Consider the following 20,930-nt stretch of genomic DNA (forward strand, 5'->3'; position numbering starts at 1 on the left):
GATCGTTGCTTCAGATAAACCGAAATATTTTTCACGTAGGGACTTGCCTCGCCGGGCAAATCAGTGCCAAGGGTCGAGCGCCGTCCTTTCGTGCTCGCGCACTGCGCCGAGAGGCGACAATGATTGATCGTGGCGTGAGCAATCGACGCGCAAGCGAACTCTTGTTGGATCCTATCAAAAGATCGAGAGAGCAACCTGGCGGCCGAACGATCGATGGCGGCCCATGTCAAATTCGCACAGCAGGCCCCGCAAGTTCCGTTCTGGTTCGGCGCCAGTCCCCTCGATACTGTTTTGCAAAACAACTGGTGAGGAATCATGTCGGGAACGGAACTGGCGACGCCACGTCTCAAATCGATTCAGCGTGTCGCTTTGGCTCTTCTGGTCGTTGCCGGAGTCGTCAATTACATCGATCGGGCGACCCTGGCGGTCGCCAATCCGCTGATCCGCGAGGAACTCGGATTGTCGATCGCGGATATGGGTTATCTGCTCTCGGCATTCCTCTGGGCTTATGCCTTCTCGCAGCTCCCGACCGGCGCGATGGTCGACAGGCTGGGGCCACGCCTTCTTTTGACGATGGGTCTCAGCCTGTGGTCGCTGGCGCAGCTCCTTGGCGGCCTGGTGCAGAATTTTGGCCAATTCTTCGGAGCTCGGGTCCTGCTTGGGATTGGCGAGGCACCGCAATTTCCGACCGGCGCGCGGGTGGTGCGGGATTGGTTCAATCAGCGCGACCGTGGCCTTGCGACCGGCGTCTTCAACTGTGCGTCATCGCTCGGTACCGCAATCGCCGTGCCGCTGCTGACATACCTCATGCTCTCGTTCGGCTGGCGCGTGATGTTCGTGATCATGGGCGCCGCCGGCCTGATCGTTGCCGTCTGCTGGTATTTGCTTTATCGCAATCCCGACAATGTCGCGCTCACGGCTGAGGAAAACGGCTATCGGACGCAAGGCGATCCGCCCGGCCAGCGCACCAAGGTCACGTTTCGCGACTGGTCGCTGCTGTTTCGGTTTCGCACCACCTGGGGCATGATCTTCGGCTATTTCGGCTGCATCTATCTGACCTGGATCTACACGGCCTGGCTGCCGGGCTATCTTGAGATCGAACGTCACATGAGCGTGAAATACACCGGATGGGCGGCGGCGATCCCGTTTGCCTGCGGTGTTGTCGGTGGCGTGCTCGGCGGATACATCGCCGACATGCTGGTCCGCCGCGGGGTCGAGCCGCTCAGGAGCCGCCGCTACCCGGCCGCGATCGCACTGCTCGGAACGGCTGCTTGCACCGTGGCCGCGGCCTACGTCAGCAGCAATGCGCTGGCGATCGCCTTCATCTCGGTCTCGCTGTTTCTCGTCTATGTGACCAGCACCTGCGCCTGGGCCCTGAGTTCGGTCGCCGTCCCGACCAATTGCACAGCCTCGATCGGCGCGGTGCAGAATTTCGGCGGCTATCTTGGCGGCGCGCTGGCGCCGACCGTGACCGGTCTGATCGTGCAGAAGACGGGCTCGTTCGTCCCGGCGCTCGTCGTCGGCGCCTTGATCGGCGCGGTCTCGGCAGGATGTTATTTGTTCATCGTCGATCAGCCCATTACGGCTGAGGGCATGGATGCCGTTTCCGGCACCAAGATCGGCCCGCTCGGCGTCGGCGCCAACCGAGAGCCGTAGGAAGCGGGTCACCGTAAACGAGCCACCGTAAAACAAACAGGTCGCCCAACGGCGGCCTCCGGTGATGGGTGGCGTAAGCCGGGTTATCAAACCACCCATTTGCCGCCGCGCCAGTAGCCGCAGCCCTCGTGTTCACGGAATGCAAATTTTTCGTGCGGCCCCCAATGCCAATTGTCTTCATGAACGACGACACCCGCTTCGTGCGGAAAGTCATACGCGCCAAGCGTATGCCAGCAGGTTTGGCCCTGGCACACGATCGCCGCAGACGCGCTGAAGGTGGACATAACGACCGCCACTGCGCCGATTGCCGCTCCAACCAACTTCGCGGGCGTTCGCGGTAACGATGCTTTCACACTTGCATTACTCTTGCATTCATCGAGGAATGGAGAGGGGCCGAAGCCCCTCTCTCCGTACTTACCACTGATGCCAGTGGTGCCAGTGGTGCCAGCCGTAGCCGCCGGCATAGCCCCAGTGACGATGCCAGCCGCCATGGCGATGCCAGCCGTAACCACCCCAATAATGCGGGTGGTAGTAGCCTCCACCGTAGGAGTAGCGGTGCCAGTAATGGCGGTGCCAGCAATGGCCCCATTGGTTGCAGACGTAACCGGCCGGTATGACCATTCCGGTCGCCGAGACCGGCACATCGATCGGTGCCGCGGATGCGGGCGCGCCGGATAGAGCGACCCCACCAAGTGCCGCGAGGCCAACAAGAGCAGAAACGAATTTCATGAATATCACCTCCTTAGATCTGTTGGAGGTGACGAGTTGGCAGCGGGTTCGGCGCATTACGCAGGTTTAATGGCGATCCAACTCGCTCCGACGTTGCAGCGATCGGCGCTGCCTTCGATGATGAGCCGACAACGGACGTTTCTACTTGATCGTCTTCCGCAACACACGCTCGACATAGGCAGATTCGGCACCGGTATAAGCCTGCGCGATCTGCCCGACCTCCCTTGAACTGGCTCAGCATCACGCTTGCGCGCTCAGCTGTTCCGCGGCGGAACGCTTGGTTGGGGTGTGAAGTTGTCAATGCGGCGCAGGATGCGCTTCGAAGGGGAGGTCTCATTGTCCAAGGTAATGGTCAAGGCAATGCTGCAGAAGGTCATCTTGCTTGGCCTTGTCCTGTCGCCGATGGCGGCCTACGGCGCAGGCCCGGAGGGCACGACCAAGGTCGGACCTGCCCTCGAAACGGTGAAAGCGTTCCAGGATGATTTCCGGCTGGTCGGCATCGGCGTCTCGGCAGAAGGCCGCGTGTTCGCGACTGCGCCGGCGGGCCAGGTTCGATCGGCCTACAGCATGGTCGAGGTCAACCCGAGGACGGGCGAGCTGAAGCCATATCCTGATGCCGCCTGGAACAAGTTCGACGAGCAGGGCAAGAGCAATGCGCAATGGATCTCGGTGCAGGCCCTATGGGTCGACGGCAAGGATCACCTTTGGGCGCTCGACTCCTCATTGTCTAAAGTCGATCAGGAGCGTCTGCCGCCGAAGCTGGTCGAATTCGATCTCGCCACCAACAGGATCGTCCGGCAGTACGACTTCAGCGGCATCGTTTCAGCGAAGGACTCGCTCAACGACGTGCGCGTCGATGTGGTCCATCATTTTGCCTATCTGACCAACATCGGAAACAAGGGCAGCCTGGTCGTGCTTGACTTGAAGACCGGCAAGGCGCGGCAAGTCCTGATCGGCGATCGCTCCACATTTGCGGATGCCAAGCAGCATCTGATGATCGGCAAGGAGCCCGCCTTGCGCCCGGATGGCACGGTGGTTGCAATCCACGCCGACGGCATCGCGCTATCGCCGGATTCCCAGTGGCTCTATTACCGTCCCTTGACCGACCATAATTACTGGCGCGTACCCACCTCGGCGCTGCGTGACGAAAAGCTCAGCGACGCCGAGCTTGCCAAAAAGGTCGAATATCTCGGCAGCTCGGTGTTGAGCGGCGGCCTGGAGATGGACAAGCATGGCACGCTCTATGCGGGCGATCTGGAGCAAGGCAGCGTCGTCGCCATCACGCGAACGCCGAGCCGTACCTTGACGACCAAGGTCTTCGTTCGCGATCCCGGTAAGCTTTCGTGGGCTGATGGTTTTGCGATCAGCCAAGGCTATCTCTACATTGCCGATTCGCATTTGTGGGAAGTTGCCTTCAAGAACAATCTGCCGCGTTCGGGGCCGTTTACCATTTTCAGAGTGAGGCTTCCGGAACGTCGCCGCTAAAGCGCGATGAGATCGGGTTGAATCGTCATCGCGCTTTAGCTTCTTGTTTGAGCATGATCTCCGCGTAAACGCTCCGCGTTTGGCGCGAGGGAAAACCGCTTCGCACTTTTCCGGATCATGCTTTAGATCGCGCGCGTCGGCGCAGAACCGACGCGCGGATCGCATCACGCAGCGCTCGCGCCGAGCAACGTCTTCGGCTCCAAATAGGCCTCCAGCCCGAAGGTGCCGTTCTCGCGGCCGAGGCCGGATTGTTTCGTCCCGCCGAACGGCGCCAGCGGTTCGTGGGCGGCGCCGTTGATCACGACGCGGCCGCTGTCGAGGCGTGCGGCGATCCGCTCTGCGCGCGCCTGATCGCCGAAGACATAGGCCGAGAGGCCATAGCTGGTGTCGTTGGCGATGACGACCGCGTCGTCCTCGTCGCGATAGGTCAGGATCGCAAGCACCGGCCCGAAAATCTCCTCGCGCGCGATTCTCATGTCGTTGTTGACATCCGCGAACACGGTTGGGCGCACGAAATAGCCGCCGAGTCCCTCGGGCCGGCCTTCGCCGCCGGTCAAGAGGCGCGCGCCTTCTTCGCGGCCGAGGCGGATGTAGCGCTGGACGCGCTCCCATTGCGTCTGGCTCACCATCGGTCCGACGGTGGTGGCGGGATCGCGGGGATCGCCGACCTTCACCCGCGCCTCGATCGCGGACTTCAGGCGCGCTTCGAATTCGGCGCGACGGCGCTCGGACACCAGCACGCGCGTCCCGGCCACGCAGGCCTGGCCCGAATTCATGAAGCCGGCCTCGATCACGCCTGGGATCACCGCGTCGAAATCAGCGTCATCAAGAATGATGGTCGGCGACTTGCCGCCGAGCTCGAGCGTCACCCGCTTCAGGCTGTCCGCGCTCGCGCGCACGATCGCCTTGCCCACGGCTGTCGAGCCGGTGAAGGAGATCTTGGCGACATCAGGATGTGCGGTGATCGCCGCGCCGACATCGGCACCGCGCCCGTTGACGACGTTATAGACCCCGGCGGGCAGGCCGGCCTCATGCAGGGCTCGCTGCACCACCTCCGTCTGCATCGCGCTCATCTCGCTCGGCTTGATCACCGCCGTGCAGCCCGCGGCGATGGCGTAAGCGAGCTTGTTGCAGATGAAGCCGGCGTTCGAATTCCAGGGCGTGATCAGCCCGACGACTCCGACCGGCTCCATCACGACGCGAGCCGAGCCGATCTCGCGCTCCAGCGGATATTCGGCGAGCGTTTGCGCGGCACTCAGGAACGAGCCGGCGGCATAATCGGCCATCCAGCTCGAGCGCGAGATCGGGGCGCCGTACTCCTCCAGCACGGCCTCGCGCAGCTCGTCAACATGCGCGCGCATTGCGGCGTGCAGCGCCTCCAGCATCTTAAGCCGTTCGGCCTTACTGCGGCGCGCCATCGCCGGCAGGGCGCGCTTGGCGGCTGCGACCGCGGCGTTGACGTCTTCGGCGTCGCCGAGGCGCACTTGGCCGATCACCTCGCCGGTCGCAGGATTGTGCAGGTCGAACAGCTCGTGACCGTGGGGCTCGACGAACTTACCGTCGATATAAATCTGCTCGATGACGCGCATTTTGATGTCTCCGCTGGTTGTCCGGCAGAGATAGCGCTGGCGATTGGCCCGGATTAGTGCCATTAATCCGGATGAATTGATCCGAAAACCAGGATAATGAGCCGAGGACGACTGATCGAGCTCGAGGCCGCGGTGGCGGTCGCGCGGCGCCGGAGTTTTCGCGCCGCCGCCGCCGAGCTGGGGCTTTCCAGCACGGCCTTGAGCCAGGCCATCGCGGAACTGGAGGCGCGCCTGGGCGTGCGCCTGTTCAACCGGACGACGCGCAGCGTCTCGCCGACGCCGGCCGGGGAGCAATTCGTGGCCGAAGTCGCGCCGGCGTTGACCGCGATCAGGGACGCGGCCGACGCGGTCAACCAGCACCGCTCCACCCCGGCTGGCGTTCTGCGGCTGAACAGTGCGTTGGGGGCGGCGCGGCGGATCCTGCGGCCGATCGTCTTCGAATATCTGAACCGCTACCCCGAGATGTCGGTCGAGATCGTCACCGAAGGCAGACTGATCGACATCGTCCGGGAGGGATTTGACGCCGGCTTCCGCCTCGCCGAGCAGCTGCCCGCCGACATGATCTCCGTTCCGCTCGGGCGAGAGGAGCGCCTCGTCATCGTCGGCTCTCCCGCGTACCTCGCAGAGCGAGCGCTCCCGATCACGCCGCTCGATCTGGCCGAGCACGATTGCATCCGCATGCGTCTGTCCAGCGGCGCGGTCTATCGATGGGAGTTCGAGAAGGCCGGCGAGCAGCTCATGGTGGACGTTTCCGGCCGGCTCACCCTCGACGACGCCAGCCTGATCCGCGAGGCGGCCCTGGCAGGATATGGCCTTGCGTACATGTCGGCGTGGGACGTCGCCGACGATCTGCGCGACGGGCGTCTGGTTCAGCTGCTGGCCGAGTGGACCCCGCCATTCCCTGGAGTTTGCCTCTATTATCCCGGCCGCCGCCACGTGCCGGCAGGCTTGCGCGCCTTCATCGACCTGATACAGCAGCGGCGTCGCCACGCCGCGGACTGAGATTGCCCGAACGGTTGCTGCTTTCCAGCGCGGCACAAGCTAATCAAAACTTCATGCAACTCCCGCTCCGACGGCTCGTTGAATCAACATCGAGACGTCATTGAAGGGAGTAAGAACGATGCGCTCAAACACATTGCTTGCGGGTGCGGCGATCGCCGCGCTTGCGATTGTCAGCACGGCAGCCTGGGCCGCCGAGACGAATAACCAGGCCAGTCCGCCGAACCTGAGAAGCAACCTCACTCAGATGCTGCGCAAGTCCGGCTACACCGACATTCGCGTGGCGCCGTCGTCCTTCGTGGTTCGGGCCAAGGACGAGAACGGCAACCCGGTCGTGATGTCGATCAGCCCCGATCAGTTCTCGGAAGTGACCGCGATCGGAGATACCACCGGAAATTCGACTGGTCACGACCGGATGAACGCGAATGCTGCAAACAACGGCTCCAGCTTTGTCAACGTTCCCGCGCGCGACGATCTGAGCTCCAAAGTCGTCGGGCTCGACATCTACAACAACGACAACAAGGACATCGGAACGGTCAAGGACATCGCGCTTAATCCGAGCGGCCGCGAGGCCGCCTACATCGTCTCGGTCGGCGGCTTCCTCGGGATCGGCGAGCACTATGTAGCGGTCGATCCGTCCGCGGTGAAGGTGAGCTACAATGACGGCGACAAGAAATGGCACGCAACCATGAACGCGTCGGCCGATCAGCTCAAGAATGCACCGGAGTTCAAATACACCGGGCGCTGGAACAGCGGCAAGACCTGATGACGCGGGCCGGGAGGCCTTCCGGAAACGGAGGGACCGTCTGGCGTTTTTGTCGACTGGAGCTTATAATTCGGCAACATTGATGGTTGCCCGGATGCCCAGTCTCTTAGCTAAAGTCGGTCCCGCACTGGTATTGGCGGCGCTCTGTCTGAGCGGGCAAAATGCCCTCTCCCAGGCTGGCCCCGTACAATACTGGCTCCCGGGCGGAATGTTCGGCTTCGGCGGCAGTGCGATGACCGGGCAGGGTGCCGACAGTTACGGAAGCTTCCCAGCCTTTGACGGCAGCAACACCCAAGGAAACACGCAAGGAAACACGCAAGGCAACGCGCAAGGCGGCGGAGGCTTCTCGTATCTGAGCAGCAATCTGCCGACCGGCTGGTTCGTCGGCAGCGAAGGCGGCAGCCTCGGTCTGAGTGGTCTCAGCCAGGCCGGAGCATTCGGTTCGCTGAGCTATCAAGGCGTTCAGTACGGCTACAATTTCAAAGGTGTCGGCGGATCGCCGGTCACGTTCTTCGCCGGCTTCGATAGCTTGAAGTATAATCCTCCCGGCGCCGGCGGCCCAGCTGCGCCGTTCAGCTCAAGCTCCAGCGTGCCCGCCGGCTACGCCGCACGGGCGGGTCTCGAATTCCGGCCGACGTCGAATATCAGCCTGTCGTTCGGAGCTAGCTTCGCGCAGCCGAATTCGGAGCGCATGGATACCGAAATCAATGCGCCGCTGCTGCCCGGCCAGTCTCCGCTATTCTACGGCCGCTAACTAACAACCGGTCGATGGCGGACGCTGGCCCGGCGCAGCCTAGCGGTCGCGCGTCGCGGTCGAGACGATCAGGCAGGCGGCCGCCGGCGCCGCCTCACGTCACTCCTTGAATTCGCAACCGAGCCGCTGCAGCGTCTCGTCGACCCAGCGGCGATCGGGGGTGCCGGCGAGGATCTGCTGGATGGCTTTCTCCTCGCTCGCCTTCTTCGCCTCGGTCAGCTTGCAGATCTCTGCGGCCTCGTCATAGGGCACGCACAGCACGCCGTCGTCATCGGCCACGATGAGGTCGCCGGGCTCGACGATCATGCCGTCGATCGAGATGGCGCAATTGATCTCGCCGGGACCGTCCTTGTAGGGGCCGCGATGCGCGACGCCGGCGGCGAACACCGGGAACGAGCCGGCACGGATCGCGCCGGCGTCACGGATCGAGCCGTCGATCACGAAGCCGGCGACGCCTTTCTTCTCGGCGAGCGTCGACATGATCTCGCCGATGATGGCGTTGACCAGGACGCCGCCGGCGTCGACAACGATCGCGTCGCCCGGCTGGGCGAGATCGATCGCCTTGTGCACCATCAGATTGTCGCCCGGCCGCGTCTTGACGGTCAGCGCTGGGCCGCCGAGCCAGCCGCCCGCGTGCATCGGACGAAGCCGGTTGGTGCCCGCGATGCGCGACATCACGTCGCTGATGTTGGCGACCGGCAACGTGCGGTAGCGCGCGACCAGGTCGGACGAGACTTTCCGCTTCGCCTCGTGAATTGCAAATCCTATGGCCATCGGTTTTCTCCGGGTTCCGTTTGAGCGCGATCGTTCAATTCGCGCGGCAGTCGAGATGGGCGTTCAGGCGAGGATAGACGCGGCGGGCATTGCCCTCAAAGATCTTCGCCTTGTCATCAGCGCTCAGGCTCGACAGCGCGTCGATGTAGCGGCGGGTGTCGTCGAAGTGATGGCCGGTTTCCGGATCGATGCCGCGGACCGCGCCGACCATCTCCGACGCAAACAGGATGTTCTCGACCGGAATCACCTTGGCCAGCAGCTCGATGCCGGGCAGATGATAGACGCAGGTGTCGAAGAAGACGTTGTTCAGCAGGTGCTCCGACAGCGGCGGCAGCTTCATGTCCTGCGCCAGGCCGCGGTAGCGGCCCCAGTGATAGGGCACCGCGCCGCCGCCATGCGGGATGATGAAGCGCAGGGTCGGGAAGCGCTTGAACAGATCAGATGTCAGGAACTGCATGAAGGCGGTGGTGTCACCGTTGAGATAGTGCGCGCCGGTGCCATGGAAGCAGGGATTGCAGGACGAGGAGACATGGACCATCGCCGGCACGTCGAGCTCGACCATCTTCTCATAGAGTGGAAACCACCATTCATCGGTCAGCGGCGGATCGCACCAGTAGCCGCCGGCGGGATCCGGATTGAGATTGCAGCCGACGAAGCCGAGCTCGTTGACGCAGCGCGCCAGCTCCACAATGCAATTGTCCGGCCGCACGCCGGGGCTTTGCGGGAGCTGGCAGACCGGAACGAAATTGCTGGGAAACAGCGTGCAGACACGATGCACGAGATCGTTGCAGATTTTCGTCCATTCGACGCTGGTTGCTTCCTTGCCGACATGATGCGCCATGCCGGCGGCGCGCGGCGAAAAGATCGTGACGTCGGTGCCGCGTTCCTTCTGCAATCTGAGCTGCGCACCCTCGACACTCGCGCGGATCTCGTCGTCGGTGATGCCGAGATTGGTGGTGAGCGGACGGCGGGACTTGTCGGCGAGTGCTGCAAGCTGCCTGTCACGGAACGCGTGCAGCTTGGGCGGCTCGGTGGTGTAGTGACCGTGACAATCGATGATCATGGCTTTTGTCCTCACGAGGTGGATGAGTGCGCGATGGTTGACGGCATGGTCCCCGTCAGGTCCGTCTCACGCGGTTTGACGCGCATGGTGGCGGCGATCGCGGATGCGACGACCAGGAAACCGGCGATCCCCACCAGCGCCCACGAGAAGCTGCCGGTGGAGTCCTTGATCAGGCCGATGCACCAGGGGCCGATCAGGCCGCCGAACTGCGCCAGCGTGTTGACCGTGGCGATCGCGGCAGCTCCCGCGGCGCCCGTCATCAGCGAGGCGTTGATGCTCCAGAACAGTGGATTGCCGGAGTTGATGCCGAAGCCGGCCACGCACAAGAAGACAAAGGCCAGCACCGGACTCTGCACCCAGGCGCTCGCCAGCACGCCGATGGCGGCGAGCAGATAAACGCCGGCGAGATGAAATTTGCGATCGCCGGTCCGGTCGGAGCTGCGGCTGACCACGATGGTGCCGACGACTCCGAGCAGTGGTGGGATCGCCGAGAGAAAACCGACCTCGATATTGCTGAGATTACCCATGCCCTTGATGATCTGCGGCAGCCACAGCAGCAGGCCGTAAATGCCGACCAGCGCGCAGCCGAACAAGGTCGCGAGCAGCCAGACCCTGATATCGAGGACGCAGTCGATCAACCTGTGCTGTCCCTGCTGTTCGATGACGGCCCGCTCGTCCGCCAGTTCACGTTCCAGCCAGTCAGCCTGTGCCTTGGTCAGCCAGGCCGCCTTGGCCGGGCGGTCGGTCAGATAGTAGAGCGCGAAGAGGCCTAGCAGAACTGTCGGAACGCCCTCACCGATGAACATCCATTGCCAGCCATGCAGGCCGCCGGCGCCGTCGGACCAGGTCATGACGCTGGTCGAGATCGGCCCGCCGAGCACCGCCGAGAACGAGCCGGCGATGATGTAGCCGGCGACGGCGCGTGCGCGATAGCGCGACGGGAACCAGTAGGTCAGATAGAGCACCACGCCGGGCATGAATCCGGCTTCGGCCACGCCAAGGCCGAACCGCATCACGTAAAGGCTGAGCGGATTCCAGACGAAGGCGGTCAGCGTTGCGACGAGACCCCAGCTGATCAGGATGCGCGCCAGCCAAATCCGCGCGCCGAGCCAATGCAGCATCAGATTGCTGGGGATCTCGAGCACCATGTAGCCGAGGAAGAAGATGCTGGCCGCGAAGCCGAAGATCGCGGGGCTGAGGCCGAGATCCCTGTTCATTGTCAATCCGGCATAGCCGAGATTGATGCGGTCGAGATAGTTGAAGAACATCATTGCGAACAGGATCGGGATCAGCCGCCAATAGACGCGGCGGATGGTTTCTCGCTCCAACTCGCTCACAGAAGAAACGGTCATTGATATCCTCCCGTTGATTCCGATGGCGTTCATTGTGTCGCGACGCCATTTCGGATGGTCTCGGGCCGCCCGATCTCGCGAACAGGCGGCGCGGCTTCGTTCGGCGATGGCTCTGTGGCCATCGTGCGCAGGTCGATGCCCTGCTGCTCCGGCAGCATCAAAGCAGCGCCAAACGCCGCCGTGTAGCCGCAGATCGCGCAGAGCGCCATGGCGTCGCCGAGATGGATATGGGTGGAGAGAATGCCGACGGTCGCCGGCACGATCGAGCCGAGGCCGCGGCCCGCGCTCAAGGCGAAGCCGGCGCCGTTGGCGCGGATGCTGGTCGGAAATAGCTCGGCGAAGGTGGGCATCAGGCCCGAGGCCAAACCCGCCTGCAACGCGCCGAGGAAAAAGCCGAGAACGATGGTGACGCCCTGACCGATCGGCAATTGCGTGTAGGCAGCGACATTCAGCGCCTGGCAGATCAGGAACAGCATGAAGCTCTTGCGGCGGCCGATGCGGTCGGCGAGCAGGCCGAACGCGATCGGTCCGACGAACGATCCGAAGATGTTGACCCCGAGATAGCCGGCGGCGTGCGCGACCGGCAGATGCAGCCCGGTCTGCAAATAGGTTGGCAGCCAGGTGATCATCACATAGGCCGCGCCCAGCGTGCCTGTGGTGAAGAACGTGGCGACGAGAGTCTTGAACAGGTGCTCGCCGGTGAAGATGGTCCAGAAGCCGTTCGTCGCGGCTCCGGCGGTTCGCGCCTTTTCCTGCTCGACATAGATCGCGGACTCCGGCACGAAGCGGCGGACGAAGAAGACGAGGATGGCCGGCAGGACGCCGACGGCGAAGAACACGCGCCAGGCCATGTCTTGTGACAGCCAGCCGAAGATCACCGGAAACAGCGCCACCGACAATGCGTTGCCGATGGCGTATCCGCTCTGGATCGCAGCCGCGACGCGACCGCGCATGCTGGCCGTGACGACCTCGGCAACCAGCACGGCGCCGACCGCGGCCTCGCCGCCATAGCCCATGCCCTGGATGGCGCGGGCGACCAGCAGATACCAGAAGCCATCGGCGAAGGCGGCGGCGAAGGTCGAGAGCGCGACCAGCAGGATCGTGAACTGAAGCACGCGCACCCGGCCGAACTTGTCGGCGGCAATTCCGGCGATCCAGCCGCCGATCGCGGTGCCGATCAGCGAACTCGAGGCGAGGATTCCGGCGTCCGGGCGCGTCAGGCCGAGGGTTGCGATCAGCGCCGGCGTGACCAGCGCGTAGATCGTGGTGTCCATCGAGTCCAGCGCAAGCCCGCCAAAGGCGGCGAAGAAGGTCTTGCGCTCGACGGCGGACAGCTTGGACAACCATCCCAATGTCATTGTCGTCTCCCCCTGGTGATCGCGGCGTCTTGTTGTTGTTATGCAGCTTGGATGGCGCTCACTATGGATCGAGCGCCGCTGGATTCACGACGTTGGCGCGGTCGATACCGGAGCCGGTCAAAACCGCGGCGATGTTGCGCGCCGCCTCGATGCCCATCCGTGTGATCGCCGCGCCGGTTTGGGCGGCGATGTGCGGCGTCACGATCAGATTGGGCGCCTGCAGGATCGGCCGGTCTTTCGCCGGCGGTTCTTCCGCCAACGTATCAAGGCCGGCGCCGGCCAGATGCCCGCTCTGGAGCGCCGCCAGCAGGGCGTCCTCGTCGACCAGCGCGCCGCGCGCGGTGTTGATCAGGATGGAGTCCTGCTTCATGGCGCCGAGGCGCGTGGCGTTGATCATGCGGCGCGTCGCTTCGGTGAGCGGCGCGTGCAGGCTGACGATATCGGAGGCAGCGAGCAGGCTCTCGAGGTCGCTGGCTTCCGCCGCCAGCGCCGGATCGACGCGGCCCTTGTCGCGGCCGAGCGCCACCACATTCATGCCGAGCGCGCTTGCGGCGCGCGCGACATGGCGGGCGATGCGTCCGAATCCGATCAGGCCGATGGTGCGGCCACGGATTTCGCGGCCGCGATAGCTGGCGCGGACCCAGGCGCCGGAATGGGTTCGCGCGTTCAGGCCGACGATGTCACGGCCGAGCGCGAGGATCAGCGCAATCGTGTGCTCGGCAACCGCGGGCGCGTTGGCGTCGCCCGCCACCATCACCAGCACCCGCTGGTGGGTTGCGGCATCGAGATCGACGCTGTCGATGCCGGCGCCGTGCTTGGCGATCACGCGCAAGTGAGGATTGGTCGCCATGACATCGGCTGACATCACCGGGTTGCCACGCATCAGGACCGCTTGCGTCGCAGCATTTGCCATCTCTTCGGCGATGCGCTCAGGGGTGACGGTTCCCTGCATCAGCACGACGTTGGCGCCGATGTCGCTCAGGATCTTGACGGCTTCGGGCGCCAGGCTGTCGCCGGTGACGAGGACGCGGAACGGATGGGACATCGCTTACCGCCCGCCGCGCACGTTGCGCCGTATTGTCCGTTTCAGACGCATTTTTCGCCGCTCTCCGCTTCTTCTTCCCTTGGAGCAATCCCAGTTTCGCGCCAAGATCGGGAAACGGCCCGGTGAGGTCAAATACCTTGTTGACCTCTCACTTATAGGGAATCGGAATAAGCGATGGATTACAGGCAGCTTCGTTACTTCATCGCGGTGGCCGAAGAACTCAGCTTCAGCCGCGCCGCCAAACGCCTTCATATCAGCCAGCCGCCGCTGAGCACGCAGATCAAGGCGATGGAAGACGAACTGGGGACGCAGCTGCTGGCGCGGACGCGGCGCAAGGTGGAACTCACCCAGGCCGGCCAATTGCTGCTGGACCATGCGCGGCGCGCGGTCGGCGAGCTCGACCTCGCCTCGGAGACGGTACGTCGTGCGGCCCGCGGCGAGGCCGGTGTGGTGCGCGTCGGCTTCACCGGCTCGGTGCCGATGCTCGACATGTTCGCCGAGCTGTTCCGCAGCTTTCGCTCGAGCTATCCGCGGGTGAAGATCGAGCTGCGGCACATGTCGACCGCAAAACAGCTCCGGGCGATCGCCGACGCCGAGCTCGACGTCGCGATCATGCGGCCGCCGCTCGATTTCAGGCCGGCGGCCGATCTGCAGGTCCATGTCGTCTGGCGCGACCGGCTGATGGTGTTCCTGCCGCTGGATCATCCGCTGGCGGGCATGCAGGGCCAACTGAAAATGGCCGATCTCGCGGAGCATGAATTCGTCGGAATGGCCGACAGCGGCTGCGGCGTCGGCGACCAGGCCGCGATGCTGTGCCGGCGCGCCGGTTTTGCGCCGCGCGTCGCGCAGGAGGCACATGAGCTTCGCACCGTGCTGAGCCTGGTTGCCGCGGGGCTCGGGATTGCGATTCTGCCGTCCTGCTATCAGGACGCGGGTGTTGCCAACGTGGTCGCCAAGCCGCTGGATACGCCGGATGCCGAAAGCCGGATGCTGGTGGCGATGCGCACGAGCAACGCCTCGCTGTTGCCGCGTCGTTTCCTCGAATGCGCGCTGCAGGCCTCGTCGCGGATGATGCGGCCGCTGACCCCTGATGTCGCTGCTGCCGGCCGCTGATCCCGCTTCAGCCCGGGTTCTCCAGGCTGAATGTCTCGGACTGTTCGTCATAGGCGAACAGCTCGGCGTAGCGGCCCCAGGACACGATGGTCTTGAGCGTTTCGTCCGCATAATCCTCGGACATGTAGTCCTCAAGCTCGTTGCGGAAGCGCGCGGCGGGCGCCATGTGCGAGGGCCGCTCGTCGAGCACGCGGCGGATCAGCCCGATCACCGGCACATAGTTGATGAGGTGCTCGGCGAACAGCTTCTTGCGCGCGTCGGTGTCGAGATGCGCAAAGCGCACGCCGGCGTCGGTCAGCACCACGTCGCCTTCGCTGAGCTGGGCAAAGCGCAGCAGCTGCAGCGTCTCGCCGAGATGCAGGATCTCGTCGGTCTCGAGCTGAAGCTGGCTCGCCAGCACCGGCAGATCGGCATGTCCGCCATAGGGCGGTCCGGCCAGCGTCTCGATCAGGCCTGACAGCACGTTGGACGAGACGTGATCGAGCACCATGCCGACACCGGAGCCCGGGATTCCCCCGACCGAGGGCGTCTTCGGCTCTTCGCGCTGGGTCATGCGGGCATAGAGCTGTTCTACGAGCTGGCGGAACGTCGGATCCAGCCGGTTGCGCGGATGCTTGATGTCGATCTTGAACTCAGCGGCGACGCGTCCGGGATTCGACGAGAACACCAGGACGCGATCGCACATCAGGACGGCCTCCTCGATGTTGTGCGTCACCATCAGCACCGACTTGATCGGCAGCCGGCCTTCGATCCAGAGGTCGATCAGGTCGGTGCGCAGCGTCTCGGCGGTCAGCACGTCGAGTGCTGAGAACGGTTCGTCCATCAGCAACAGATCAGGGTGCACGACCAGCGCCCGTGCAAAGCCGACGCGTTGGCGCATGCCGCCGGACAATTCCTTGGGATAGGCGGATTCGAAACCGTCGAGGCCGATCAGGTCGATCGCCGCGAGCGCGCGCTTGCGCCGCTCGGTGGCGTCGACGCCGAGCGCCTCCAGTCCGAGCTCGACATTCTGAAGCACCGTCAGCCAGGGGAACAGCGCGAACGACTGGAACACCATGGCGACGCCGTTCGGCGGCCCGGCGATCGCCTCGCCGCGGCAGGTGGCGGCGCCCGACGACGGCGCGACGAGCCCTGCGATGATGCGCAGCAAGGTCGACTTGCCCGATCCGGAACGGCCGAGCAGGCCGACGATCTCGCCGGCATGGATCGTGAGGTCGACATTTTCGAGCACCAGCAATTGCTCGCCGCTGCCCTTCGGAAACGAGCGGCAGACGCTGCGGATGTCGATCAGGGCGGCATGCGTGGATTGGTCGAGCATCGGGTTCCTCTCGATCAGCCGAGGCGAAGACGGCGCTCGCCAAAGGCGTAGAGCGGCCGCCACAGCAGGCGGTTAAACAGCGTGACCAGGATGCACATTACGACGATGCCGAGCACGACCCTGGGAAAATCGCCGGCTTCGGTCGCGCGCGCGATGTAGGCGCCGAGACCGGTGGCGACCAGATGGGTGTCGCCCCAGCTCGCGACCTCGGCGACGATCGCGGCGTTCCACGATCCGCCCGAGGCGGTGATCGCGCCGGTGATGTAATAGGGGAAGATGCCGGGCAGCACCACTTTCGCCCACCATCGCCATCCTCCGAGGTGAAGACTGTCGGCCGCCTCGCGCAGGTCGGTCGGAAAGGCCGCAGCACCCGCGATCACGTTGAACAGGATGTACCATTGCGTGCCAAGGATCATCAGCGGGCTGAGCCAGATGTTCGGATCGAGCTGGAAGCGCACGATCAGGACGACGAAGACCGGAAAGGCGAGGTTGGCTGGAAAGGCCGCGAGGAATTGCGCCAGCGGCTGGATCCGCTCGGCGAGTTTCGGCCGCAACCCGATCCAGACGCCGACCGGCACCCAGATCAGTGTCGCCAGCGCAATCAGGACGACGACGCGCAGCAGCGTGATCAGCCCGTAACCGAAGGCGCTGACGAGGTCCGACAGGCCGAGCGTCGCCGACAGATATTGATAGGCGATCCAGGCCGCATAGCCTGCCGCAGCGACGATCAGCGCAATCCAGACACCATCGACGATGCGCGAGGGCTGGCCGCGCCCGGCGCCGGGCCGCAGCATCGCGGGCCACATCATGCGCTGCGTCGAGATCGCCTTGTTGGCCATGGCCAGCGGATAGGTCAAAGCGCGCAGCGCGCGCGTGCGCCGGAACAGATCCAGCATCCACGAGGTCGGAGCTTCGCCGGAGGCGGTCTGCTCGAAGCGGAATTTATCGGCCCAGGCGACGATCGGGCGAAACAGCAACTGGTCGTAGGCGATGATGACGATCAACATGGTGAGGAGCGCGTAGCCGATCGCGGGCAGGTTCTTCTGATCGATCGCGGTTGCGACATAGGCGCCGACGCCCGGGAGGGTGACCGTGGTGTTGCCGACGGTGATCGCCTCCGACGCCACCACGAAGAACCAGCCGCCTGACATCGACATCATCGCGTTCCAGATCAGGCCCGGCATCGCGAAGGGAACGTCGAGCCGCCAGAACCGCTGCCAGCCCGAGAGATGAAAGCTCGCGGTCGCTTCGTCGAGATCCTTCGGCACGTTGCGCAGCGACTGGTACATGCTGAAGGTCATGTTCCAGGCCTGGCTCGTGAAGATCGCGAACACGCAGGCGAACTCGGCGCCCAGTACCCGGCCGGGAAACAGGTTCATGAAGAACACGACAGTGAAGGACAGGAAGCCGAGGATCGGCACCGATTGCAGGATGTCGAGCATCGGGATCAGCACCATCTCGGCGCGCCGGCTCTTGGCCGCGATGGTGGCGTAGATGAACGTGAAGATCGTCGAGCAGACGATCGCCAGCAGCATCCGCATCGTCGTTCTGAGCGCGTAATACGGCAGGTTGGCCGGATCGAGCGACACCGGGCTGCGCTCGAGCTCGGACAGCGGCACCGCGGTCTGCGCGCCGCCATAAACGACGAGCACCATCGCGCCGACCAGCAGCAGCAGCGCCGCGAGGTCCCAGAAATTGGGCCGCAGGGAAACGGGTCCCCATACGGCGCTGCGAACGTCCTGAAAGGTCATAAGGCCACCTTGGGCGGGCAGAAACTTGGCGTGGATGTGGCCTTCGAGGCCGGCCCCGATCGGCTTATAGGCAGGATTTGCGACAACCGGGTAGTTGAATAATAGCCGTCCGCGCCTCCATTGCTTCAGGCCGGCAACAATAACCGGGGCGACGGAATTCGGGCACTCATTCCGGCGGGACAAACACCCGTTCCGGAAACGCCTTCTCGACGATATCGAGGAAGGCACGGACCTTTGCCCCGACGAGGCGGCGCGAGCTCTGCAGCGCCCAGATCTCGATCGGCGGTCCGCACTTGGTACCCCAACAGGCCAGCCGGCCTGCCGCGATGTCGTCGTCGACGAGCAGCTTGGGCAGTAGCGCCGCGCCTGCGCCGGCCAGCGCCGCATCGCGGATCATCAGCAGCGATGACAGGCGCAGGATCGGCTTCGGCGTCAGCACGATCTCATCCTCTCCTTTGCGACGGAAGCGCCAGACGACATCGGCAGGTGTCGTCGTCATCAGCACCGCACTCACCGAAAAATCGTCCGTGTCGTGCGCAGGTTTCGGCCGCCGCAGCGACGGATGCGCGACGACCAGCAACTCATCGTTCAGGAACCGGCGGCCGACGAGATGTTCGTCCGGCGACGGGTTAATCCGGATCACGAGATCGTAGCCGTCCTCGACGGGGTCGGCCACGCGATCCTCCGCGACGATTTCAAGCTGGACATCGGGATAGGCCAGCGCAAAGCGCGCGCCGATCCGGCCAAGCGCGACATGCGCGAGCACCAGCGGCGCGCTGACCCGCAGCCGGCCGCGCGGGGTCGACACGCCCAGCACCACGGCCTCGCCGGCTTCTGCTATTTCCGACAACGGGCCGCCGGTGCGCTCATGGAGCGCACGACCCTCGTCGGTGAGCCGAAGGTTTTGTGACCCGCGCTCGATCAGTCGGATGCCGAGGCTTTGTTCGAGCTCGGCGACCCGGCGCGACAACGTCGCCTTGGCCCGGCCGGAGGCGCGGCTGGCGCGGCCGAACCCGCCATGAACAGCCACCAGATTGAAGTCGGCGAGGGCCTGCAGGTCCATACCACTGTTCCATATTTGAGACGGATTGTCCAAACAATGGCATCTACTCAGATGAATTGGAACAGATAGTTTCTCCTCAAGGGCAGACGGTCTGCCCGCAAAGAGGAGTATTCGAGATGGCAATTCTGGTTACTGGCAGCACGGGCACCATCGGGATGCAGGTGCTCAATCACCTCGCCGGCCACGGCGTCGAGGTCCGCGCGCTGACGCGTTCGCCCGGCAACGCGCAGTTTCCCGCCAATGTGACGCCGGTTCGCGGCGATCTTGCCGACCTGGATTCGGTGCGCGCGGCGCTCGACGGCGTCAGCACCTTGTTCCTGCTGGTCCCCAACGTCGCCGATGAATTGACCCAGGCCATGCTCACGCTCACGGTGGCGCGCGAGGCCGGCGTCAAGGGCATCGTCTATCTCTCGGTGCTCAAGGGCGAGGCCTATGCCGACGTGCCGCACTTCGCCGGCAAGTATACGGTCGAGCGGATGATCGAAGCGCTCGATCTTCCGGCCACCATCCTGCGTCCGGCCTATTTCATCCAGAACGATATCAGGCTGAAGGATCCACTGCTGAAGTTCGGCGCCTACGGCATGCCGATCGGCGGCAAGGGCGTCTCGATGGTCGATATCCGCGATATCGGCGACGCTGCGGCGATCGAGCTGCTGCGCCGTGAGCGCGCGGCTGCGCCGCTGGGACGCGAGACCTATGCGCTGGTCGGGCCGGACAGCCTGACCGGCGAGGCCATCGCTGCGATCTGGAGCGAGGCGCTCGGCCGCGCGATCCGCTATGGCGGCGATGACCTCGTGACCATGGAGAGCCGCCTCAAGGCGACCATGCCGGCCTGGCACGCGCTCGACCTGCGTCTGATGATCGGCCGTTACCAGTCGGATGGTGCCGTCGCGACGGCTGATGACATCGCGCGCCTGACGAAATTACTCGGCCGTGCGCCGCGCTCTTATCGCGACTTCGCCAGGGACGCGGCTGCGCAGTGGATGAAGGGCTAGCTAGTCGCGTCCTGCGAGAAAACGCGCGATCACGCCGCCGAGCCTGGCGTGGTCCAGCGGCTCGGCGAGCGACGCCTTCGCGGCTTCGACCACTTCGTCCGGCGCGCGGCCGCGCCGCAAATCGCACAGCGCGTCGGCGTAATCAGCGCTGAACTCGGGATGCGGCTGCACCGACATCGTCGTGCCGTTGGCGTAGAGCAGCCCGGCATGCGGCGTGAACTCCGACGACATGATGGTGCGCGCCGAGGCCGGCGGCGTGATCACCTGGTCCTGATGCGAACAGGCCACCGCGATCGTCTCACCCTCGATCAGCCCGTTGTCCGGCGCCAGCCGATAGACGTGACGCCCGAGGCCCCAGCCCTTGTCCGACTTGCGCACCGTGCCGCCGAGCGCCTGCGCGATCAATTGATGGCCGAAGCAGACCCCGGCCATCGGGATGTTGCTGTCGTGGGCGGTGCGCACGAAATCCTCGAGCGGCGCGATCCAGTCGACATCGTCATAGACGCCGGCGGGAGAACCGGTGATCAGGATCGCATCCAGCGCTGCGGGGTCAGGAAGCGGGCCGCCGTTGATCCCGCTGACGACGTCGGTGGAGATCGACGTATCAGCGGCGGCGATCATCCGCGCGAACATTTGCGGATAGGTTCCGTGACGCTCGCGGTACTTTGGACCAACGAGACCGGTTTCGAGAATGGTGATGCGTGGCATGGAGAGTGTGTGCGAACCGAATATGGGACTGGCCGAGTCTTACCGCGAAATGGCGATCCGCCTCAAGTCGCGCAGCCGGAGAGGCGGCGTGCGCGGCTGCTTCGCTTTCGGGGCGAGCGATCGAGGCCCTGTGGCCGCTGCGTTTTCTTGTCGCACCGAATCTGTCACTGCGCGCGACCGTCGTCGGCGATCGGGTCATGCGCGGAGCAGTGCCACGGATCCGAATGAAGCCGCTGAGATCGGCAAATTCGCGTTTTTCACGCGGGCGCTGGCGCCTTGGCGTGCAACGCCGTGTCGATGAAAAAAAGCACGCCCGATAGCAGCATTCGGGATGCCGACAAATTGGAATCTGTCGAGATCTCTGGACAGGAAAAATGCGCTTCGTGTCAGCGATGGCCCGTTAGAGGCCTTC

19 protein-coding genes are annotated in these 20,930 nt (G+C 64.3%); 7 read left to right on the forward strand and 12 right to left on the reverse strand.

The genetic code is table 11. The features are described from left to right. The first annotated feature begins 315 nt into the window (after positions 1 to 315). Positions 316 to 1,656 carry an MFS transporter gene (locus tag ACP2YO_RS10185; protein ID WP_426440749.1) on the forward strand — a complete coding sequence of 447 codons (1,341 nt, stop codon included), beginning with the start codon at positions 316 to 318 and terminating at the stop codon, positions 1,654 to 1,656. An 86-nt stretch (positions 1,657 to 1,742) separates the two neighbouring features. On the opposite strand, the gene ACP2YO_RS10190 is transcribed toward ACP2YO_RS10185, so the two are convergent. Together ACP2YO_RS10190 and ACP2YO_RS10195 are read right to left on the reverse strand one after the other, a co-directional pair. Then, positions 1,743 to 1,940, reverse strand: a complete 198-nt coding sequence (locus ACP2YO_RS10190; RefSeq protein ID WP_426440750.1) for a hypothetical protein — start codon at positions 1,938 to 1,940, stop codon at positions 1,743 to 1,745. A 130-nt stretch (positions 1,941 to 2,070) separates the two neighbouring features. Then, the gene (locus ACP2YO_RS10195) at positions 2,071 to 2,385 is read right to left on the reverse strand and encodes a hypothetical protein (protein ID WP_426440751.1); all 315 of its coding nucleotides are present in this window, start codon (positions 2,383 to 2,385) and stop codon (positions 2,071 to 2,073) included. 336 nt (positions 2,386 to 2,721) lie between these two features. On the opposite strand from ACP2YO_RS10195, the gene ACP2YO_RS10200 reads away from it, so the two are divergent. Then, on the forward strand, positions 2,722 to 3,870 hold the full coding sequence (locus tag ACP2YO_RS10200; RefSeq protein ID WP_426440752.1) for an L-dopachrome tautomerase-related protein: 1,149 nt from the start codon (positions 2,722 to 2,724) through the stop codon (positions 3,868 to 3,870). Between the two features lie 164 nt (positions 3,871 to 4,034). Here ACP2YO_RS10200 and ACP2YO_RS10205 read toward each other — a convergent pair whose 3' ends face one another. After that, positions 4,035 to 5,459 (reverse strand): aldehyde dehydrogenase family protein, encoded by a 1,425-nt coding sequence (locus ACP2YO_RS10205; RefSeq protein ID WP_426440753.1) that lies wholly within the window; start codon positions 5,457 to 5,459, stop codon positions 4,035 to 4,037. 96 nt (positions 5,460 to 5,555) lie between these two features. On the opposite strand from ACP2YO_RS10205, the gene ACP2YO_RS10210 reads away from it, so the two are divergent. From ACP2YO_RS10210 to ACP2YO_RS10220, 3 genes are all read left to right on the forward strand, one after another. Continuing rightward, complete coding sequence (locus ACP2YO_RS10210) at positions 5,556 to 6,461, forward strand: LysR family transcriptional regulator (protein ID WP_426440754.1); 906 nt, start codon at positions 5,556 to 5,558, stop codon at positions 6,459 to 6,461. A 118-nt stretch (positions 6,462 to 6,579) separates the two neighbouring features. After that, complete coding sequence (locus ACP2YO_RS10215) at positions 6,580 to 7,224, forward strand: PRC-barrel domain-containing protein (protein WP_426440755.1); 645 nt, start codon at positions 6,580 to 6,582, stop codon at positions 7,222 to 7,224. A gap of 232 nt (positions 7,225 to 7,456) precedes the next feature. Beyond that, positions 7,457 to 7,978, forward strand: coding sequence for a hypothetical protein (locus tag ACP2YO_RS10220; RefSeq protein ID WP_426440756.1), 522 nt, complete (start codon positions 7,457 to 7,459; stop codon positions 7,976 to 7,978). Between the two features lie 99 nt (positions 7,979 to 8,077). On the opposite strand, the gene ACP2YO_RS10225 is transcribed toward ACP2YO_RS10220, so the two are convergent. The 5 genes from ACP2YO_RS10225 to ACP2YO_RS10245 form a co-directional block, all read right to left on the reverse strand. Then, positions 8,078 to 8,752: an RraA family protein gene (locus ACP2YO_RS10225; protein WP_426440757.1), complete on the reverse strand. Its 675-nt coding sequence runs from the start codon at positions 8,750 to 8,752 to the stop codon at positions 8,078 to 8,080. A gap of 34 nt (positions 8,753 to 8,786) precedes the next feature. Further along, the gene (locus ACP2YO_RS10230; protein ID WP_426440758.1) at positions 8,787 to 9,815 is read right to left on the reverse strand and encodes an amidohydrolase family protein; all 1,029 of its coding nucleotides are present in this window, start codon (positions 9,813 to 9,815) and stop codon (positions 8,787 to 8,789) included. A gap of 11 nt (positions 9,816 to 9,826) precedes the next feature. Beyond that, positions 9,827 to 11,167: an MFS transporter gene (locus ACP2YO_RS10235; RefSeq protein ID WP_426440759.1), complete on the reverse strand. Its 1,341-nt coding sequence runs from the start codon at positions 11,165 to 11,167 to the stop codon at positions 9,827 to 9,829. A gap of 29 nt (positions 11,168 to 11,196) precedes the next feature. Next, positions 11,197 to 12,525: an MFS transporter gene (locus ACP2YO_RS10240; protein WP_426440760.1), complete on the reverse strand. Its 1,329-nt coding sequence runs from the start codon at positions 12,523 to 12,525 to the stop codon at positions 11,197 to 11,199. A 61-nt stretch (positions 12,526 to 12,586) separates the two neighbouring features. After that, a complete protein-coding gene (locus ACP2YO_RS10245) occupies positions 12,587 to 13,570 on the reverse strand; it encodes a hydroxyacid dehydrogenase (protein ID WP_426440761.1) in 984 nt (327 codons plus the stop codon). Between the two features lie 174 nt (positions 13,571 to 13,744). On the opposite strand from ACP2YO_RS10245, the gene ACP2YO_RS10250 reads away from it, so the two are divergent. Continuing rightward, positions 13,745 to 14,683, forward strand: a complete 939-nt coding sequence (locus tag ACP2YO_RS10250) for a LysR substrate-binding domain-containing protein (RefSeq protein ID WP_426440762.1) — start codon at positions 13,745 to 13,747, stop codon at positions 14,681 to 14,683. Between the two features lie 7 nt (positions 14,684 to 14,690). Here the strand turns inward: ACP2YO_RS10250 and ACP2YO_RS10255 are convergent, their stop codons facing one another. From ACP2YO_RS10255 to ACP2YO_RS10265, 3 genes are all read right to left on the reverse strand, one after another. Further along, on the reverse strand, positions 14,691 to 16,001 hold the full coding sequence (locus ACP2YO_RS10255; RefSeq protein WP_426440763.1) for an AAA-associated domain-containing protein: 1,311 nt from the start codon (positions 15,999 to 16,001) through the stop codon (positions 14,691 to 14,693). 14 nt (positions 16,002 to 16,015) lie between these two features. Beyond that, on the reverse strand, positions 16,016 to 17,752 hold the full coding sequence (locus tag ACP2YO_RS10260; protein ID WP_426440764.1) for an ABC transporter permease: 1,737 nt from the start codon (positions 17,750 to 17,752) through the stop codon (positions 16,016 to 16,018). Between the two features lie 166 nt (positions 17,753 to 17,918). Next, a complete protein-coding gene (locus ACP2YO_RS10265) occupies positions 17,919 to 18,815 on the reverse strand; it encodes a LysR family transcriptional regulator (RefSeq protein WP_426440765.1) in 897 nt (298 codons plus the stop codon). Between the two features lie 116 nt (positions 18,816 to 18,931). On the opposite strand from ACP2YO_RS10265, the gene ACP2YO_RS10270 reads away from it, so the two are divergent. Beyond that, positions 18,932 to 19,810, forward strand: coding sequence for an NmrA/HSCARG family protein (locus ACP2YO_RS10270; RefSeq protein WP_426440766.1), 879 nt, complete (start codon positions 18,932 to 18,934; stop codon positions 19,808 to 19,810). Here ACP2YO_RS10270 and ACP2YO_RS10275 read toward each other — a convergent pair whose 3' ends face one another. Continuing rightward, a complete protein-coding gene (locus ACP2YO_RS10275; RefSeq protein WP_426440767.1) occupies positions 19,811 to 20,518 on the reverse strand; it encodes a type 1 glutamine amidotransferase in 708 nt (235 codons plus the stop codon). Between the last annotated feature and the right edge of the window lie 412 nt (positions 20,519 to 20,930).

This window comes from Bradyrhizobium genosp. P (assembly GCF_049949265.1).
In the GTDB taxonomy this organism is placed as follows: Bacteria; Pseudomonadota; Alphaproteobacteria; order Rhizobiales; family Xanthobacteraceae; genus Bradyrhizobium.

Excerpts from the sequence above, each read along its gene's own strand:
- ACP2YO_RS10220 (WP_426440756.1), top strand. The coding sequence starts at position 7,457 with ATGACCGGGCAGGGTGCCGACAGTTACGGAAGCTTCCCAGCCTTTGAC.
- ACP2YO_RS10195 (WP_426440751.1), bottom strand. The coding sequence starts at position 2,385 with ATGAAATTCGTTTCTGCTCTTGTTGGCCTCGCGGCACTTGGTGGGGTC.
- ACP2YO_RS10185 (WP_426440749.1), top strand. The coding sequence starts at position 316 with ATGTCGGGAACGGAACTGGCGACGCCACGTCTCAAATCGATTCAGCGT.
- ACP2YO_RS10215 (WP_426440755.1), top strand. The coding sequence starts at position 6,580 with ATGCGCTCAAACACATTGCTTGCGGGTGCGGCGATCGCCGCGCTTGCG.
- ACP2YO_RS10250 (WP_426440762.1), top strand. The coding sequence starts at position 13,745 with ATGGATTACAGGCAGCTTCGTTACTTCATCGCGGTGGCCGAAGAACTC.
- ACP2YO_RS10255 (WP_426440763.1), bottom strand. The coding sequence starts at position 16,001 with ATGCTCGACCAATCCACGCATGCCGCCCTGATCGACATCCGCAGCGTC.
- ACP2YO_RS10210 (WP_426440754.1), top strand. The coding sequence starts at position 5,556 with ATGAGCCGAGGACGACTGATCGAGCTCGAGGCCGCGGTGGCGGTCGCG.
- ACP2YO_RS10245 (WP_426440761.1), bottom strand. The coding sequence starts at position 13,570 with ATGTCCCATCCGTTCCGCGTCCTCGTCACCGGCGACAGCCTGGCGCCC.
- ACP2YO_RS10225 (WP_426440757.1), bottom strand. The coding sequence starts at position 8,752 with ATGGCCATAGGATTTGCAATTCACGAGGCGAAGCGGAAAGTCTCGTCC.
- ACP2YO_RS10260 (WP_426440764.1), bottom strand. The coding sequence starts at position 17,752 with ATGACCTTTCAGGACGTTCGCAGCGCCGTATGGGGACCCGTTTCCCTG.
- ACP2YO_RS10205 (WP_426440753.1), bottom strand. The coding sequence starts at position 5,459 with ATGCGCGTCATCGAGCAGATTTATATCGACGGTAAGTTCGTCGAGCCC.
- ACP2YO_RS10270 (WP_426440766.1), top strand. The coding sequence starts at position 18,932 with ATGGCAATTCTGGTTACTGGCAGCACGGGCACCATCGGGATGCAGGTG.
- ACP2YO_RS10190 (WP_426440750.1), bottom strand. The coding sequence starts at position 1,940 with ATGTCCACCTTCAGCGCGTCTGCGGCGATCGTGTGCCAGGGCCAAACC.
- ACP2YO_RS10275 (WP_426440767.1), bottom strand. The coding sequence starts at position 20,518 with ATGCCACGCATCACCATTCTCGAAACCGGTCTCGTTGGTCCAAAGTAC.
- ACP2YO_RS10230 (WP_426440758.1), bottom strand. The coding sequence starts at position 9,815 with ATGATCATCGATTGTCACGGTCACTACACCACCGAGCCGCCCAAGCTG.
- ACP2YO_RS10240 (WP_426440760.1), bottom strand. The coding sequence starts at position 12,525 with ATGACATTGGGATGGTTGTCCAAGCTGTCCGCCGTCGAGCGCAAGACC.
- ACP2YO_RS10265 (WP_426440765.1), bottom strand. The coding sequence starts at position 18,815 with ATGGACCTGCAGGCCCTCGCCGACTTCAATCTGGTGGCTGTTCATGGC.
- ACP2YO_RS10235 (WP_426440759.1), bottom strand. The coding sequence starts at position 11,167 with ATGACCGTTTCTTCTGTGAGCGAGTTGGAGCGAGAAACCATCCGCCGC.